This is a genomic window from Sulfurimonas sp. NWX79 (assembly GCF_039667035.1).
Taxonomy (GTDB): Bacteria; Campylobacterota; Campylobacteria; order Campylobacterales; family Sulfurimonadaceae; genus Sulfurimonas; species Sulfurimonas indica.
Genome location: NZ_JALCZL010000006.1, coordinates 12,009 through 28,062, shown reverse-complemented (window position 1 = coordinate 28,062; position 16,054 = coordinate 12,009). Strand labels below are relative to the sequence as shown.

General features: G+C 37.0%; 17 protein-coding genes. 11 read left to right on the top strand and 6 right to left on the bottom strand.

Features of this window, described 5'->3' with window-relative positions:
• Nucleotides 1-76: 76 nt before the first annotated feature.
• Both MNY27_RS04035 and MNY27_RS04030 read right to left on the bottom strand, forming a co-directional pair.
• Complete coding sequence (locus tag MNY27_RS04035) at nucleotides 77-763, bottom strand: phosphatase PAP2 family protein (RefSeq protein WP_152182991.1); 687 nt, start codon at nucleotides 761-763, stop codon at nucleotides 77-79.
• Nucleotides 760-2,352, bottom strand: a complete 1,593-nt coding sequence (locus MNY27_RS04030; protein WP_346391904.1) for a phosphoethanolamine--lipid A transferase — start codon at nucleotides 2,350-2,352, stop codon at nucleotides 760-762. The genes MNY27_RS04035 and MNY27_RS04030 overlap by 4 nt, the downstream gene beginning before the upstream one ends.
• A gap of 109 nt (nucleotides 2,353-2,461) precedes the next feature.
• Here MNY27_RS04030 and glmU point away from each other — a divergent pair, with 109 nt between their 5' ends.
• The gene (gene glmU, locus MNY27_RS04025; protein WP_346391903.1) at nucleotides 2,462-3,766 is read left to right on the top strand and encodes a bifunctional UDP-N-acetylglucosamine diphosphorylase/glucosamine-1-phosphate N-acetyltransferase GlmU; all 1,305 of its coding nucleotides are present in this window, start codon (nucleotides 2,462-2,464) and stop codon (nucleotides 3,764-3,766) included.
• Nucleotides 3,767-3,775: 9 nt separating this feature from the next.
• Nucleotides 3,776-4,273 carry a DNA-deoxyinosine glycosylase gene (locus tag MNY27_RS04020; protein WP_152182994.1) on the top strand — a complete coding sequence of 166 codons (498 nt, stop codon included), beginning with the start codon at nucleotides 3,776-3,778 and terminating at the stop codon, nucleotides 4,271-4,273.
• Here the strand turns inward: MNY27_RS04020 and MNY27_RS04015 are convergent.
• Complete coding sequence (locus tag MNY27_RS04015; protein ID WP_152182995.1) at nucleotides 4,262-5,068, bottom strand: HDOD domain-containing protein; 807 nt, start codon at nucleotides 5,066-5,068, stop codon at nucleotides 4,262-4,264. The genes MNY27_RS04020 and MNY27_RS04015 overlap by 12 nt on opposite strands.
• Nucleotides 5,069-5,343: 275 nt before the next feature.
• Between MNY27_RS04015 and coaBC the strand changes: the two genes are divergently transcribed.
• From coaBC to MNY27_RS03980, 7 genes are read left to right on the top strand one after another with little or no spacing between them, the layout of a single operon-like run.
• Nucleotides 5,344-6,621, top strand: coding sequence for a bifunctional phosphopantothenoylcysteine decarboxylase/phosphopantothenate--cysteine ligase CoaBC (gene coaBC / locus MNY27_RS04010; RefSeq protein WP_346391902.1), 1,278 nt, complete (start codon nucleotides 5,344-5,346; stop codon nucleotides 6,619-6,621).
• Nucleotides 6,622-7,299 (top strand): di-trans,poly-cis-decaprenylcistransferase, encoded by a 678-nt coding sequence (locus tag MNY27_RS04005; protein WP_152182997.1) that lies wholly within the window; start codon nucleotides 6,622-6,624, stop codon nucleotides 7,297-7,299.
• Entirely contained in the window at nucleotides 7,299-8,120 is an 822-nt protein-coding gene (locus MNY27_RS04000) for an A24 family peptidase (RefSeq protein ID WP_152182998.1), read from the top strand. Before MNY27_RS04005 ends, MNY27_RS04000 begins: the two co-directional genes overlap by 1 nt.
• The gene (locus tag MNY27_RS03995; protein WP_152182999.1) at nucleotides 8,120-9,139 is read left to right on the top strand and encodes an LptF/LptG family permease; all 1,020 of its coding nucleotides are present in this window, start codon (nucleotides 8,120-8,122) and stop codon (nucleotides 9,137-9,139) included. The genes MNY27_RS04000 and MNY27_RS03995 overlap by 1 nt, the downstream gene beginning before the upstream one ends.
• Complete coding sequence (gene truA, locus MNY27_RS03990; protein WP_152183000.1) at nucleotides 9,139-9,849, top strand: tRNA pseudouridine(38-40) synthase TruA; 711 nt, start codon at nucleotides 9,139-9,141, stop codon at nucleotides 9,847-9,849. Before MNY27_RS03995 ends, truA begins: the two co-directional genes overlap by 1 nt.
• Before the next feature lie 9 nt (nucleotides 9,850-9,858).
• Complete coding sequence (locus MNY27_RS03985) at nucleotides 9,859-10,305, top strand: iron-sulfur cluster assembly scaffold protein (protein ID WP_346391901.1); 447 nt, start codon at nucleotides 9,859-9,861, stop codon at nucleotides 10,303-10,305.
• Between the two features lie 16 nt (nucleotides 10,306-10,321).
• Nucleotides 10,322-11,128, top strand: a complete 807-nt coding sequence (locus MNY27_RS03980; protein WP_152183002.1) for an iron-binding protein — start codon at nucleotides 10,322-10,324, stop codon at nucleotides 11,126-11,128.
• On the opposite strand, the gene MNY27_RS03975 is transcribed toward MNY27_RS03980, so the two are convergent.
• A complete protein-coding gene (locus MNY27_RS03975; RefSeq protein WP_152183003.1) occupies nucleotides 11,125-11,877 on the bottom strand; it encodes an ElyC/SanA/YdcF family protein in 753 nt (250 codons plus the stop codon). The two genes, MNY27_RS03980 and MNY27_RS03975, sit on opposite strands and share 4 nt — an antisense overlap.
• Entirely contained in the window at nucleotides 11,877-12,566 is a 690-nt protein-coding gene (locus MNY27_RS03970; RefSeq protein ID WP_246153786.1) for an alpha/beta hydrolase, read from the bottom strand. Before MNY27_RS03970 ends, MNY27_RS03975 begins: the two co-directional genes overlap by 1 nt.
• 117 nt (nucleotides 12,567-12,683) lie before the next feature.
• Here MNY27_RS03970 and MNY27_RS03965 point away from each other — a divergent pair, with 117 nt between their 5' ends.
• Entirely contained in the window at nucleotides 12,684-13,424 is a 741-nt protein-coding gene (locus tag MNY27_RS03965; protein WP_152183005.1) for a hypothetical protein, read from the top strand.
• Here the strand turns inward: MNY27_RS03965 and MNY27_RS03960 are convergent.
• A complete protein-coding gene (locus MNY27_RS03960) occupies nucleotides 13,408-14,529 on the bottom strand; it encodes an FAD-dependent oxidoreductase (protein ID WP_152183006.1) in 1,122 nt (373 codons plus the stop codon). The two genes, MNY27_RS03965 and MNY27_RS03960, sit on opposite strands and share 17 nt — an antisense overlap.
• Nucleotides 14,530-14,611: 82 nt before the next feature.
• Here MNY27_RS03960 and MNY27_RS03955 point away from each other — a divergent pair, with 82 nt between their 5' ends.
• A complete protein-coding gene (locus MNY27_RS03955; RefSeq protein ID WP_152183007.1) occupies nucleotides 14,612-16,054 on the top strand; it encodes an adenylate/guanylate cyclase domain-containing protein in 1,443 nt (480 codons plus the stop codon).

The following is a 16,054-nucleotide window of genomic DNA, read 5'->3' as shown; positions in this document are numbered from 1 at the left end:
ATTACCTTGTCAAAATTTATAATCACATTATAATACCACAAAAATTATTATGTAGAGGGAAATGAAGAGTTTTTTTTTATAATTTTAAAACACGAAAAGAGTCAAGCAACTTTACGATTAGTAAAATTATAAGCCATGCCAGCACCATTGTAATAACAGTATGAGAGAAAAAGTGATCCCCTATTATCATCTTATAAAGTCCCATACTCCAACCGGTAACAACTCCTATACCCAAGCCGATAATTTTGTTTTTTTTCTTTTTAAAGAGAAAAAAAAGACTCAAAAGCGCAAAACCACCGCTTGCATGTCCGGCCGGCCAACACTTACTTTTTTTGTGTGTCAGTTTAAACTCTTGCGAATAACTTTGCCATACTGCACTTCTTGGGTAGATGCCGCCGTAATGCTTCTCATCTTTTGGACACGGCATATTTGTCTGACTTTTGAGCCCACTTGAAATTACCGGTACAAATATAGCTGAGAGTATCAAGATAACTATACCTCTTTTATAGCTCTGAATGAGTGGTTTTTTCCAAAAAAAGATCAAAGCAAATAGAAACATTGCTGCAATGATAATAAGCAGTTTTTTAATTCCATCATAAAATATAAATCTATAAGGCTGCAGCGACCAGTCTAAAATCCATTTATGTGTCGAGAAGTTATAAAACATATCCTGGATATAAAGATCAACATCTGTTATACCAAAAAAGAGTATCACTGCTGCAAGTATCAATGATGTGAGGATGATTTGTCGCTTCAGTGTCATCTTTTGAGCATATCCATATCTTTTTTATAAACGTCTGTTTTTACATTGAAAATGCCTAAAAATGTATGAAAAAGATTGTCCTGTGAATACTCTTTATGACTTCTCTCACGCAAGGCCTCTGCATTGATCTTTTTACTCATATTTTTACCAAACCACATAATCGCACCGATATGCGTCTGTGCATCAGGTGCCATAAAGTATGGTAAACCATGTAGATAGACACCACCTTCGCCAAGACTCTCCCCATGGTCGGCCATATAGATCATTGCAGTGTCATAACTTTCATCATATTTTTTCAAAAACTCTATGACCTGACTTAAAAAATAGTCTGTATAGAGAATTGCATTGTCATAAGCATTAACAATCTCTTGCTGCGTACACTCTTCAAGCTGATTTGTTTTGCATGTCGGTGTGAACCTCTCAAAGGCTTTTGGATAGCGTTTAAAGTATGCCGGTCCATGGTTTCCCATCTGATGTAGTACAACAAAAATATCTTTCCCTCTGTTTTTTTCAATGAACGCATCAAGTCCCTGAATCATTCCAATATCTCGACACTCACCTTCTATACAGATAGAGTTGTTTTTTGGAATTTTAAAATCTTCATACGGTACACGCAGTGCTACACCTTTTGAGTCTGAGTTATTATCACGCCATAAAACTGCTATGTCATTCGTATGTTTTAAAACATCCAAAACATTTTCAGTTGTAATACCTTTTTTGTAGTTATAATCACCCCTGTCATAAACTGCGAACATACAAGGTACTGACTCAGCTGTTGAAGTTCCACACGAGCTGACATTTGTAAAGTTGATAATGTCTTCTTTCTTAAGCAGTGGATTTGTCTCTCTCTCATAACCGTTAAGACTAAAATGATCAGCTCGGGCTGCTTCACCCACAACCATTATGACAAGTTTTGAACGATTATCATCTGATGGTTTAACAACTTTCGCATCTTCTCCTATTGGCTCTACGACTATCGGTCCGCTGTTAAATGTTTTATTGATGTATTTTCCTGTTGAATAGATCCAATAAGCAGGATTAACGGTAAAACGAAGTGGTTTATGCTCTCTTGCAAATGATGTATAGTGCTTGGAGAAAATGAAAATCATACCAACGATAACAACAATAGATATACCAATCAATTTTAATCTCGAAATGAGCTCTTTTTTAAAGCCTCTGTTATCAATCTTTACTTTATAGACCAGAATAGAAGGAAGCAGACCTAAGAACGTAAAGTAAAGTACCTGTTTAAATGTCAGCAGATCCATTGATTCGTTGATATTTGTCTGCATCATATTGCGAATCATACTGTCATCGATAACAACATTGTAACTGTTCATAAAGTAGTTTGTCAGAGAAGAGACAATCAAAATCAAAATAATAATGGGTTTAATAGTCCATTTCGTACTGACCAAAGAAAAAAGCAGTGTTGTAAAAAAGAAAATAACAATCGCTGTTGAGGCAACAAAACCGAAATTTTCTCCAAGTGGATAGACTTTTGTCAGATTTACAAAAAATGTGTAGTTATCAAACAGAACCAAAAAAAGGCTTGTCAGTAAAATAAGTTGTGTTTGTGTGATTTTTTCCAACGGAATATTCTCTTTATATTTTTTTAGAATTATACATTCTTAAAATGAATGAGAAGTAAAAGTAAAAAATGGTAAAATTCCATCATTAATTTATAAGAAAAGATTAAAAATGAACAATGAAGCAATCAGTATCGTAATTTTAGCAGCGGGAAAAGGTTCCCGTATGAAATCAAACAAAGCAAAGGTACTCCACACTATCAGTGGCAAACCAATGCTCTATCATATCATTAAAGAGTCCAAAAAAATCTCTGATGATATTACTGTGGTCATTGCGCATCAAAAAGATGCAGTAGTAAAAACTATGGAACAATATTTTGATGATATCAATTTCGTTGAACAAGATGCCGTGAACTATCCTGGAACCGGTGGTGCTGTGATGGATATCACACCAAAACATGACAAGGTCTTGGTACTAAACGGTGATATGCCACTTATAACTGCTGAATCTCTTAAAGGTTTTCTTTCTTTGGAAGCTGACATTATTATGAGCATTTTTGACCTAAAAGACCCAAGTGGATATGGCCGTGTAATTATTCGTAATGAAGAGGTTGAATACATAGTCGAACAAAAAGATGCCAGTGATGCTGAGCTCAATGTTACAACGGTAAATGCAGGTGTATATACTTTCTCACGCAGTATCTTAGAGAGATATATTCCTTTCCTTTCCAATGATAATGCACAAAAAGAGTACTATCTGACAGATATTATTGCCATGGCAAAAGAAGAAGAAGCTTCCATCGTTCCGCTCCTTGTTGATGAAGCCTTCTTTAAAGGGATAAACTCTAAAAAAGATTTGGCTGAAGCAGAAGTCATTATGCAAAACCGTATTAAAAAAAGATGGATGGAAGCGGGTGTCATTATGCACTTGCCTGATACTATTTATATTGAAGAGAGTGTAGTTTTTGAAGGTGAATGTATCGTAGAGAACAACTGTCGTATCACAGGTGAAAGCAAAATTGTAAACTCTCATATCAAAGCAGGCAGTGTTGTTGAAGATAGCACAATGGTAGATTCAGATTGTGGTCCGATGGCACATCTTCGTCCACTCTCACATATCACAGATACACATATTGGCAACTTTGTTGAAACAAAAAAAGCAACGCTACATGGTGTAAAAGCAGGACATCTCAGCTACATCGGTGATGCAGAGGTAAGTGAGGGAACAAACATAGGAGCAGGCACCATTACCTGTAACTATGATGGTAAGAACAAATATAAAACCATCATTGGAAAAAATGTCTTTATCGGTAGTGATTCACAACTTATAGCTCCTGTTACAATCGAAGATGATGTAATGATAGCAGCAGGATCAACCGTTACTAGTGGTACAGTTGCTAGTGGAAATTTAGTTCTCAGCCGTACAAAAATGCGTCTTGTCAAAGACTTTTATTATAAATTTTTTGGGAAGAAATAGTTTTTAAAAATGACAGAGTATCATACATTTGATCCTCTAATATTTCCTGATTCAAAAATCTTGATTTTAGGCTCATTCCCAAGTATAAAATCTCTCCAAGAGGGATTTTACTACGCGCATCCACGTAATCAGTTCTGGCCAATACTCTCTAAGATATTTCATGAAAAAGCAGATACAAAAGAAGAGAAAATCGAACTTTGTAAAAAATACCATATTGCACTCTTTGACAGTGCAAAGAGTCTGCAAAGAGAAAAAGGCAACTCGAGTGATACAAATCTGAAAAATATAGAAGTAAATGACTTTGAAGGGCTTTTAAAAGAGTATCCATGCATTGAACTTATTGCTTTTACAGGCAAAAAGGCAGAGCAGATTTTCAATACAAAATATAAACATCTTGCAATAAGAAAAGTGCTCCTTCCCTCTACATCTCCGGCTCACGCAAGCATGAAACTTGATGAAAAACTACAAAAATACAAAGCACTCTTTCAAGAGATTTTAGGAATTTAAAACTTTTTCCAAAGCATTTTCATAAGCATCCATATCAAGACCAAACTCTTCTATGGTCTCTTTTGCTGTTGCAATTGATTCGTCCGTTATTTCACCATTTGGCAATACTGTCTCACGTACAGCTTTTAACTCAGCTGCCATTCTCTGTTCATCCGGCCCTGTACCCTCCGGGTCATCACTATAGCGGATAATATGTACGATTTCCGGATCAAGTCCCCATCTGTGAAAGAGTGTTGCAGTTACATCAGTTGTTTGTGCTCCACAAGCCGTTTTTTCAGCACTTGCGATATCTTTACCTGCTAAAAGCGCTTTTTGAATAATGTCAACTTTACCATCTTCTACAAGTGTTTTAGCGATAATCACACGACCGATATCTACTAAAAATGCCGCCGGTGCCAAAACTCCAAGATTTTTTGACTCTTTACGGATAAGCCAGTTAATGGTCAGTGCAAGTTGTCTGTCACATGCCAGTGCAAATTCTTCTTTTGTCATATTGTATGGAGAGAGATCTATCTCAAAGTTTGAATCAACTGCACTCGTAAGTACAAAAGTTCTTACTGCATCTTTTCCAAGAAGAGAGATTGCCTGCTTGATACTTGTTATATTACTTTTCATTCCATAAGCAGGCGAGTTTACAATACGAAGGATATTAGCTGTCAAAAGCGGATCTTTTTCTATGGCTTTTTGCATATCCTCAAATGTAGATTCCGGATCTTGATAAATTCTCTCAACTTCTTGAACTGACTCAGGAAGTGCCGGAATTGACTCTATATTTTCTAAAAGTGTTTTTGTCATCTATCTTACCTTTTTTCTAATCTATTTTTATTGTAATGCAGAGAGAGCAAAATTTTCCATTCCTGCCGATTTATTTCTTAATATTTTCATCTAATTGTATATTCTAGTAACAATCAATTGATATTTTAAATACTCTTTAATCTCACTTATAACATTAATATTCCTTCTATTCTAACTTTATACCTATATTCTATCTTTAGAATCAAGTATATTACCCTTCCCTGTCAAATATAAGAATTTTTCGCTAAAATACAAGAAAAATTAGAAAGTTTTTTATGAATATCACAGAAAATTTACTTCAAAATAAAAAAATTCTTTTAGCAGTGACAGGTTCCATCGCTGTATACAAATCACTTGAGCTCGTTCGTCTCTTTGTAAAAGCAGGAGCTGAAGTGCGTGTTGTCATGAGTGAAAGTGCCAAAAAATTTGTTGCACCACTTACTTTTGAAACACTCTCATCAAACAAAGTCTTAGATGATACAAATGAAGACTGGTCAAGTGACTTCAACCATATCAAAATCACACAATGGGCAGACATTATGGTCATCGCTCCAGCTACTGCGAACACTGTAGCAAAGCTTGCCAATGCCATCGCAGACAATATTTTACTCCAGTGCGCACTTGCATACTCAGGTATGAAAATCTTAGCACCCTCAGCAAATACAAATATGCTGCAAAACCCAATCACACAAGCCAACTTTAAAATGCTCGGTATTGCAAACTACACGATTTTAGATACACAGGTAAAAGAGCTCGCATGTAAAACAACAGGTGATGGTGCAATGGCAGAGCCGCTCGATATTTTTTATCAGAGTGCACGAGAACTCTTAAAAGATGAATTTTGGTCTGACAGACGCGTTATAGTAACCGGTGGCGGTACAATTGAAAAGATTGATGATGTCCGCTATCTCTCAAACTTCTCAAGTGGGAAAATGGCAAGTGCCCTGGCTGTTGCCCTTTATCTCAAAGGTGCCGATGTGAACTTAATAGCAACAAGATTTGACAGTGAACTTCCCGAAAATATGCATAAAATTGATGTTGAAAGTTCAGCGGAGATGCTGGAGTATCTTGTTGACTCCATTCGCATCGCAAAAAAAGGTAAACTCTCTAAACCAACACTTATGCGTGATGAGCATATCCATCTTATACAGAAAAAGCCTTACCTTTTTATGGCAGCAGCCGTGAGTGACTATGTACCAAAATTTGAACAGGCCGGAAAACTCAAAAAAGAGTCTCTTGGCGATGAATGGCAGCTTGAACTCAAAAAAAATGTAGATATACTGGATTCAATCGATAAAGATGGTATAACAACCATTGGGTTTAAAGCAGAGATGGATAAACTAAACGCTATCGATAATGCTTCAAAAATGTTAAAAGTCAAAGAACTTGATGCCGTCTGTTTGAATATTTTAGAGGATTCTTCAAGCTTTGGCAGCTCTACAAATAAGATAGAGTTCATTACAAAAGATAAAGTTACATCATTACCAGAAAATGGCAAACTTTCTCTCTCTTTTGAAATAGTAGAGAGTGCAAAAAGCCTCCAAGAGAAGTAGATGAACAGAGCAAAGCATATAGCCATTATTATGGATGGAAACGGAAGATGGGCAGAACTTCAAGGCAAAAAACGTGTCAAAGGACATGAAGCCGGAGCAAAAGTTGTTAAAGAGATAACAACGTATTGTGCCAATAATGAAGAGATAGAACGTCTTACTCTCTATGCTTTTTCAACTGAGAACTGGAAACGTCCACGCCTTGAAGTGGAGTTTTTAATGAAACTGCTTGATAACTATCTCAAAAATGAACTTGAAGTCTATCTTGCGAATAATGTCCGTTTTGAACCTATCGGCGATATTCGTGCCTTTTCAAAATCACTGCAAAAAACGATTGCTATGGTTCAAGAAAAAACAGCACATTGTGACGGACTTGTACAATCTTTGGCACTCAATTACGGCTCACAGGATGAAATTATCCGTGCTGTGAACAAACTGCGAAGTGTTGAAGAAGACATTACAACACAAATACTCTCTAATGCACTTGACTGTAAACATAATGTCGACCTGCTCATCCGTACCGGAGGAGACAAAAGACTCTCTAACTTTTTGCTTTGGCAGGCAGCGTATGCAGAGCTCTTTTTTGTTGACACTCTTTGGCCGGATTTTGGTACAAAAGAGTTGGAAAAAATCATCAAAAAGTTTAAAAAAGTCGAACGTAGATTTGGAGGACTGAAATAATGGAATATACTCTAATCACTTCTTTTATTTTAGGCCTTCTTATCGGTTCATTTTTAAATGTAATCATTGTTCGTATACCCAAAGAAGAGAGCATTGTATTTGGAGGCTCACACTGTGTGCACTGCAGTAATAAACTCAAGTCATGGCACAACATTCCTCTTTTGTCATGGATTTTACTGCGAGGAAAGTGTGCTTACTGTAAAACTCCGATATCTGTTCAATATCCAATCGTAGAGCTGATTTCCGGATTTGTTTTTTTAGCAATAGCCTCTAAATACGGCCTCTCTTTTGCCTCTTTTTTCATTGCCATGAGTTTTTTAATGCTACTTGCACTCTCAGTCATTGACTTTAAGTATAAAATGATTCCGGACTCACTTAATCTGTTGGCAATTTTCTTTGCAGTTTTTGGTGCATGGAATGTTGATGGTGTTGTGCATAACTTTCAAAATGCCCTACTCTTTACCGGTGGATTTACTCTGCTGCGTTTTACACTTTCATACTACTTGACCTCTTCTGTTTTTCGAGCAGGTCTCAAGACAAAAACAACTTGGAACAGACACTATGATAGAACACCATTTATCGAAGCCATGGGAGAAGGCGACATTATGGTAGCAGCTACTATGGGGGCTCTTCTTGGTATACAACTTGGTCTTGTTGCTATCTTTTTATCTGCCCTTTTGGCACTGCCTGTAATGCTGCTTGTTCTTGGACGTTCAGCTGAAGAACAACGCGTACCCTATGTGCCTTTTTTAGCAATGGCTACTTTTATCGTCTTTCTTTATGATTCACAAATTATGGACTACATCAAGGCTAGTTACTGATGAAGCGACTACGAAAATATATACTGAGTAACTTCTCATCTCTTTTTCTCTCTATATTTTTGCCGCTGTTCTCCATTGCGTCTGTTATCTTTTTGATCAAACTCGCAGCATATACTGCCATTATACAGCTAACGATTTGGGAGATGACAAAGCTTTATATTTTCATCTTACCGCAGCTACTTTTTTATACACTGCCGATTACTTTTTTCATAGCTGCGACACTCTCACTCTTTAAGCTCTCAAATGACAATGAGATCATTGTGCTCTTTTCCCTGGGTATCAAACCGTTTTTTATCGTAAGAACATTTTTCTGGCCTGCACTGCTGCTCTCTTTGGTTATGTTTTTTAACTTTTTGGTTATTGACCCGCACGCAACAGTACTCTCGAAAAACTTTGTCTCTTACAAAAAGAGTGAAGCAAAATTCAACCTCTCTGCAAGTGAGTTTGGTAACAGCTTTGGAGACTGGCTTTTGTATCTCGGTAAAAAGAATGAAGACGGTACTTTTGAGAAAGTTTTTCTTTTTAACAAAAAACAAAAAGAGGAGATTCTCATTGCTGCAAAAAAGGCAGAGGTCATTAATGATGCAGGGATTTTACGACTCAAGCTCACGCAGGGTGAAGGGTACAGTTACTCAACAGAGAAATTTTCCCAAATAAACTTTAACACAATGCTAATAAATGACACCATGAAAGCGGACTTGATGAACTACAAAAAACCGCTTGAGTACTGGCTCTCAAAAGAGGGATACGGACGAAAGAAACACCTGTTTATCAGAAACTCACTGATGAGTCTTTTTCCACTCGTTACACTCTTTTTGATTGTCTCTTTCGGTGTCGTTCACACAAGACATCAAAAATCGAAGATTTATCTCTTTTTGTTTTTAACGATTCTCTTTTACTACTCCGGACTTTTGGCATTAGAGAAGTACCTTGGATTTTACACCATTGCAGCCGTTTCTCTTGGGTGGCTTTTTGGAAGCTATCTGCTTTATAGAAGAACAATAGTAAGAAAGTTCTAATGAGAGTAGCTGTTACACTGGCATACAACGGTACCCACTATCACGGCTCTCAAATTCAAAGAGATATCTCACCTACGATATTTGGTACTTTTGAAAATGCCCTTTTACGACTCGGAATTGACCAGAGAGTCATTGTAAGCGGTCGAACAGACCGTGGTGTTCATGCCACAGGACAGGTGTGTCACTTTGATCTGCCTCCTTACTGGAGTGACACGCAAAAGCTCAAACGAGTTCTTAATTTTATGCTTCCTTCTTCCATTCGTATACTTCGTGTCAAAGAGGTAAGTGATGATTTTCATGCCAGATATTCAACAAAAAAAAGAGTCTATCGTTATATCTTAAAAGATACGCCACTTAGCCCTTTTGAGGCTGACTTTGTAACATACTCCCAAGAGAAACTTGATGTCAAGATGCTGCACCATAAGATGCAGCTCTTTCTCGGTGAGCATGATTTCAAGCACTTCAAGAAAAACGGCAGTGATGAAAATACAACCATCAGAATGATATACAAAGCATTTGCCTATAAGCATAAAGGGTATATAATACTTAACTTTGAAGCAAACGGATTTTTAAGAAGCCAGATTCGAATGATGGTTGGCTCACTTTTAAAACTAAGTAAAGAAGAGATTATAGAAAAACTCGGTGACACAAACCACAAAGTAGATTCAGCCCCACCAAACGGGCTCTATCTCGCAAAAATAAAATATTAAAGGATGGCTATGTTTGAAGATGTAAAGATGCCCGAAGGAATGTCTCCAGAAGCTCTGGAACATCTTATGTATCCCAAAAACTATGGAAAACTCGATGATGCAGACGGCATTGGAGTAGCACTCGATGAAAAGACAAAAGAGTATGTCATTTTCTATACAAAACTCGAAGATGAAATAGTAAAAGATGTAAAATTTGCTACAAACGGATGTCAAGATACCGTCGTTATCGGCTCAATGTTTACAGAGATGATAAAAGAGAATGATGTTGATTATGCACAAAAAGCGATTCAAAAGATGCATGACAAACTGGGTAAACTCTCGGCACAACAGCAGGTCTGTGCAGATATCGTCTTTACTGCCTTTATAGCATCACTCAAAAACTATGAAAACAGACAAAACGGTGCTAATGAAGAACTGCATCTCTTAAAAATGAAAAAGAGTTGTGAAGTACCATAGGAAGAGGAAGAAAAAAATGACAAATAAAACATATCAAAAAAAACATGAGCTGTGGCTCAGCATCCTTTTTGCATCTTTTGCGATCAATGATGAAGCAATCAAATCACGTCTTTATGACTTTTCACAAATCGCATTCCGCCATATGAAATGGCTTGGCAATGATATCTTAGAGAGTGGCAAAGATTATAACTACGACAGAGAAATGGCGCTTTTAAAACGAGAAAGTAATTTTGAGATACTAAAAGCACTCAAAGAGGAGATAGAAGCTACGCAAGCGCTTTACCCTGATACAATCCTAGGAGAGCGCATCAAAACAGACGATACCTATCTTCTGCAGTATATTTCTGAACTCCTTGCTAATCCTGCAAACGATGCCAAAGTGACCGCTTTTAATATGGAGAGAAAATGGGAAGATCTGGACCAGAGTCAAGTCGATGCACTGACACTCTTTTTATTTGAAGAGTCTTACAAAGAGTATGAACTCATTTTAGTCTATGCATACATGCAGGCACGCACAAAAAATGTGCTTCACTTCAATGTCTTTCAAGACCTTGTCGATGAGTCACACTTCCATCTCAAATCTTTTGGAAATATGATGGCAAAACTCGGCATCCTTGCACTCCCGCGTGAGCTTCATGAGATGACCTATGTTGTTAAAGATTTGGACAAATTTGTAAAAGACGGCATAGCAGAAGAAGAAGCTGCAAAAGAGATGTGTAAAGAGCTCAGTGACTCCATCAAAGATGAAAAACTCTCAAAATTTTTCGACTTTATCAACTATCAGGAGTCGTATCATATCGAGCTGATGAAAAAGTTACTCTAAAAGAGTGACTTTAACTTTGCCCATAAAATTCCAATATACTCATGGAGAGCAATCGTTGAAATATATAAAGCATTTGCACTTGGAACTCTTAGGTAGCCTCTAAATTCACTTCTGTAAAAGCTCGTTGGTGCTGCTATTGGATGCATGCCGAGTGATTCAAAAAGCATCATGGCGCGTGGCATATGAGAAGCAGATGTTACAAGCACAAAAGGCTCTGAGCCTACAACTGTTTTGGTAAACAATGCCTCTTCTTTTGTATCTTTTGGTAAAGGGTTAATGAGCATATCTTCACCTGAGATATCTAATGCTTCTGCCATTTTTGCGTTCATCAATGCTTGGGAAATATCTGTTTTGCCTTCAAAACCTGTAAAAATAATTTTTGAGTTTGGCATTTTGTTATGAATAACAATACCCTCCACTACTCTTTTTATAGAAGCATCTGTAAGCTGTGATGATAGTGGCTGTGCTTCATCGGTATCATGCCCATTACCCAGTACGTGAATGAATTTTACTTCCTGTTTATAATCATACTTAGAGTATTGATTCTCCAAACCTGATACAAGATAGTTTGCAAAAGGAGGATAGGAAAATAAAAAGAGTAAAAAAAGCGAACTCAAGAAGAACTTTTCAGCTCTGTTCTCATTTTTTGCATAAAAGTAGTAGATACCAAGAACGAGCAGCGTTAAAATAAGACCAACCGGCTCGATAAAAAATGATATAAACTTCTTAAGTAAAAATCCTATCTCCATTATTGTATCACTCCCCTTATTTTTTCTACCACTCTCTCATCCCACAACAACCCTTTATGGTGTAAATCATCAATTTCAACGTAATAAACAAGATTATTTATACTCTCTTTGAGTGCTCTTGCATTTTCTATGTATGTTGTTTCATCATCACGACTTACAAAAAGGTAGCTTGCTGCATGCACATTTTGCATAAACTTTTTCGTTTGGAATTTATATCTTATCATAGCTGCTACATTAATACCAAATTTTTTCGCTGCCAAAGAGGGTATGGAATCAAAAGCACCTACTAAAAAAAGTGCTTTGACATCTACTTTAGAAGCTACATAGGCTGCTACACTTGAGCCTATGGAAAAACCAAGCAGATAAAAGTCTCCATAGTTTTTTTTGATAAGCTGCGCGATTTTAAGACCATCTTGCAAAAGATTTTTCTCATTGGGCACACCTTCGCTTTTTCCATAAGAGCGGTAGTTAAATGTAATGATTCTCACCTGCGGATAGAGCTTTGCAAATCTATTGATAAGCCCAACTGCATCATGGCTTCTTCCTACAAATACAAGCAGTGTACTATGAGGATACTCTGGTTCATACACTACACCTTCAAGCTCTACCCCGTCATCTGTTGTCATACTCAGCAGCGTACATGCTTCACACAAATGCTCATCTCTATAGTGAAAGGGTGAAAAAACCATAAAGTGTTGCCACTGATAAAAAACAAAAAGTAAAATAAGTAAAGTGAAAATTATAAAAGCTATATAAATCATAGCCAATATTGTAGTATAATTCCATCAATTATTATAGGATTTACAATGCAACTATTTGGAAAATTTTCAACAAATTTCGATATGGATTATCTCGTTGAGCAATATATCTACATCAATGAGAGTGAAGATGAAAAAATCACGCTTGATGATTTAGAGAGAATGCTCAAAAAAAAGCGTAAACATGTAGTGGGAACTATCTTTTTATATAACCCGGAAGAGTCTCCTACAGGGTATAAAATGAGCCGTTTCTTACAAAAGGATGGGTTTGAGAAGTATGATGAGTATGTAACACTCAATGAATCTCCAAGAATGTACGTCCTCAATGCTGCACTCAAAGAGCACTACAAAGGAAAACTTGTAGAGATACGGTATCTCTTTAACTATAATCGTGAAAATATCGAACCGACTCCGATTTTAGAAGAGTTTGATGCAGACTTGGACAAGTTAAACTCAATGCAGCTTACACGTTATGACAGAGCACTGAACTACATCGACATTCCAAACATTCGTCTGACTGGAAAATTTGTTTTTTTCGGCATGGGACACAAATATGACAGACACCATAAGAATATTATCGCTTACGCCAGAGCACTCTCTGAACATGTAAACAAGCTCGATAAAACAGTCGTATTTATGCATGATAACAATTATGATGAAGATGAGTGTCGCCAAATCGCTTACTTCCTCTCACCATTTGCAACAGGTAAAATGCGTGAGAAGCGTGCAAATGCTCTCAAAGAGGTCTTTAAAACCACTCCACCGCAAGTGGTTAAGATCTCCTCTTAGCCCAACGGGCAAAAAATCGTGCAGGAATGATTCGCTCACTTATCTCTTTTGCACTCAAAATATGCTCTTTTAAAATACGAGCAAGATAAGGAGCAAGTACAAAACCATAACCCCCGCTTCCATTTATCATAGAGAGCTGCGGATAATACAAAAACTCTTGAAAATCTGGTTTTTTTACACGAATATTTTTCTCACAACACGCCAGTGTCTCACGTGAGAGTACAAGAGGACCGACAAGTGGCATATAATCAAAGGAACCCGAACGCAGTCCCGTGTAATCTTTGACTATCTCTACATCACTCAGGTTAATAGTGCGTGAAGCTTTCTCTAAAAGCTCACGTCTCCCCTCTTCTACATTATAAGGTTCACGTGAGGTTTGGGGATGATAATGCACATTATGCGTGGCACCTATTGCCAAGCGATTACCATCACTCGGCGAAATAGAGACAAACTGATGAATGGAGTATGGATTTTGTGTGCTGGTTTGAACATCGATTCTATGTCCCCAAACCCCACGCAGTTCAATATAGGACTCATTTAGTAGTGTTTTATAAGCACCTGTTGCCAATACAAGCTCTTTTGCCGCATAGGTATCATCAATAAGCCAATATCCATCTTCAAAGACAATATTTTCTACTTTTTGCCTGATAAACTTTGCACCCTCTATCATCGCTTCACACATCTTTTGTGCATCAACGATGCCTGCTTCAAGGGACACACTCTCTCTTTGCAGTGCGCTCTGCGTGAGCTTTGCTTTTAGACTCTCTTTGGCTTCTTTTAAAGGTAGTGTTGTTTTTTCTTTGAAAATTCGAAGTGTCTCTTCTTCATCTGCATCTTTGGCAATATGTAAAAGTTGTGCTTTTTTAAAGTGCTCTGCAAAATGTTTTTCATAATATTCCATAGAGTATATAAAAGCATCTTCAATGATTGCTTTGAGCTCACCTGCCTTTGAAAACTTCGGAGAGATGAACGCACCTGCTGCCCCACTGCCGCCGCTTGCTACACCCTCTTTATCAAGGACAAGGACTCTTTTATCCTCTTGCAAAAACTCATAAGCAACACTACAGCCGTTAATACCGGCACCAATAACAGCTATATCATACATTATACCAATCCCTATAAAAAACGAAACATTTAAATTTTTTAGCTAAAATAGTAGTAAGATTATATCGAATTAGTAAGGATAAATGATTAAAACCACAATCAAGAAGATTTTATACAAAGGCGGACTCAAGCTTAAACTTATCAGTTTTGTATTTATCTCTATTTTTCTCGCTATCTCTGTTCAAAACTATTTTATCATCCCTTTTATCAAAGAAAATATTGAAAAAAAAGCCTTTGAAGTGAGTTCTACGACGATTGAGAGAATCTCTGACTTCTCCTCGTTTGCACTCTTAGAGAGAACCTATGAAAATCGTTTAAGTCTCAATGACGCTATTGAAAGATTAAAAGAGTCCCACATTGACGGACTGCTAGGAATCTCCATCTATCAAAGACAAAAAGAACAAAACGGCAGTATATTCCAGTATATTTCAGGATTTGGTAAAAAAGTAGAAAACCTTCCTCTTGAGAAGTCTCTTTTGGAGTATCTTGAAAACACAACAACAGAACATGTAACATATGATACCTATACGATTAAAACAGCTAATGAGACGATTGAGACATACCGTTTTATCCGCCCTATTCTCTACCAGTATAAAGGTGAAAATATTCTGCTTGGTTTTACACTGCTCTATTATGATAAAAAAGCCATCTCTAAAATTATAGATAAAGTACTTGATTATATCTATATGATTGCTTTTATTATTTTACTGCTCTCAACGCTCTATGTCTATTTTATCGGTACGCGTGTCACGCAGCCCATACTGCAAATCACCAAAGCATCTTCGGAAATCACAAAAGGCAATCTTGATGTCCACCTTGATGTCCATACTAATGATGAGATCCAAAATCTCGCAAATCACTTTAATACGATGGTCGCATGGCTCAGAGAAAAAGACAGACTCCAGAAGTTTGTCTCCAACTCTACCGTTGATATGATTAAGAACTCTTCCCATGAGCCTGTAGTGCTAGGTGGGGAATATAAGAACATGACCTTTTTGTTTTGTGATATTCGTAACTTTACTTCATTAAATGAGAAAAAAACACCTGAAGAGGTTATCAATATTATAAACTTCTACCTCTCTTTGCAGGCTAAGATCATCAAAAAGAACGGTGGTGATATCGATAAATTTATCGGTGATGAAGTGATGGCATCATTTAGTGGAAAAGATGCTACGGTAAAAGCTATCAAAAGTGCCATAGAGATACAACAGAAAATCCAACAAGAGAACTCCCTGCGTCAAAACCAAAATAAAACTATCTGTAATGTCGGCATCGGTATATCTAAAGGTCAAGTTATTGTAGGAAATGTTGGCTACAATGAGCATATGGACTATACGGCCATCGGACTGGCTGTAAATATGACTTCACGTCTGTGCTCCTATGCAAAAGAGGGAGAGATTATTATCGATAAGAAAACTTTTGCAAGTTCTGGATATAAATGTAACTATACATTGACAGAGCCTCTCTCACTCAAAGGGATCAGTAATCATGTTACTGCTTACTCTATATCAAGTAAAGAGGCGTAA

What these genes read in the sequence shown, in the direction of transcription:
- MNY27_RS04035 (WP_152182991.1), bottom strand. Translation starts at nt 763, where the DNA reads ATGACACTGAAGCGACAAATCATCCTCACATCATTGATACTTGCAGCA.
- glmU (WP_346391903.1), top strand. Translation starts at nt 2,462, where the DNA reads ATGAACAATGAAGCAATCAGTATCGTAATTTTAGCAGCGGGAAAAGGT.
- MNY27_RS04020 (WP_152182994.1), top strand. Translation starts at nt 3,776, where the DNA reads ATGACAGAGTATCATACATTTGATCCTCTAATATTTCCTGATTCAAAA.
- MNY27_RS04015 (WP_152182995.1), bottom strand. Translation starts at nt 5,068, where the DNA reads ATGACAAAAACACTTTTAGAAAATATAGAGTCAATTCCGGCACTTCCT.
- coaBC (WP_346391902.1), top strand. Translation starts at nt 5,344, where the DNA reads ATGAATATCACAGAAAATTTACTTCAAAATAAAAAAATTCTTTTAGCA.
- MNY27_RS04005 (WP_152182997.1), top strand. Translation starts at nt 6,622, where the DNA reads ATGAACAGAGCAAAGCATATAGCCATTATTATGGATGGAAACGGAAGA.
- MNY27_RS04000 (WP_152182998.1), top strand. Translation starts at nt 7,299, where the DNA reads ATGGAATATACTCTAATCACTTCTTTTATTTTAGGCCTTCTTATCGGT.
- MNY27_RS03995 (WP_152182999.1), top strand. Translation starts at nt 8,120, where the DNA reads ATGAAGCGACTACGAAAATATATACTGAGTAACTTCTCATCTCTTTTT.
- truA (WP_152183000.1), top strand. Translation starts at nt 9,139, where the DNA reads ATGAGAGTAGCTGTTACACTGGCATACAACGGTACCCACTATCACGGC.
- MNY27_RS03985 (WP_346391901.1), top strand. Translation starts at nt 9,859, where the DNA reads ATGTTTGAAGATGTAAAGATGCCCGAAGGAATGTCTCCAGAAGCTCTG.
- MNY27_RS03980 (WP_152183002.1), top strand. Translation starts at nt 10,322, where the DNA reads ATGACAAATAAAACATATCAAAAAAAACATGAGCTGTGGCTCAGCATC.
- MNY27_RS03975 (WP_152183003.1), bottom strand. Translation starts at nt 11,877, where the DNA reads ATGGAGATAGGATTTTTACTTAAGAAGTTTATATCATTTTTTATCGAG.
- MNY27_RS03970 (WP_246153786.1), bottom strand. Translation starts at nt 12,566, where the DNA reads ATGGTTTTTTCACCCTTTCACTATAGAGATGAGCATTTGTGTGAAGCA.
- MNY27_RS03965 (WP_152183005.1), top strand. Translation starts at nt 12,684, where the DNA reads ATGCAACTATTTGGAAAATTTTCAACAAATTTCGATATGGATTATCTC.
- MNY27_RS03960 (WP_152183006.1), bottom strand. Translation starts at nt 14,529, where the DNA reads ATGTATGATATAGCTGTTATTGGTGCCGGTATTAACGGCTGTAGTGTT.
- MNY27_RS03955 (WP_152183007.1), top strand. Translation starts at nt 14,612, where the DNA reads ATGATTAAAACCACAATCAAGAAGATTTTATACAAAGGCGGACTCAAG.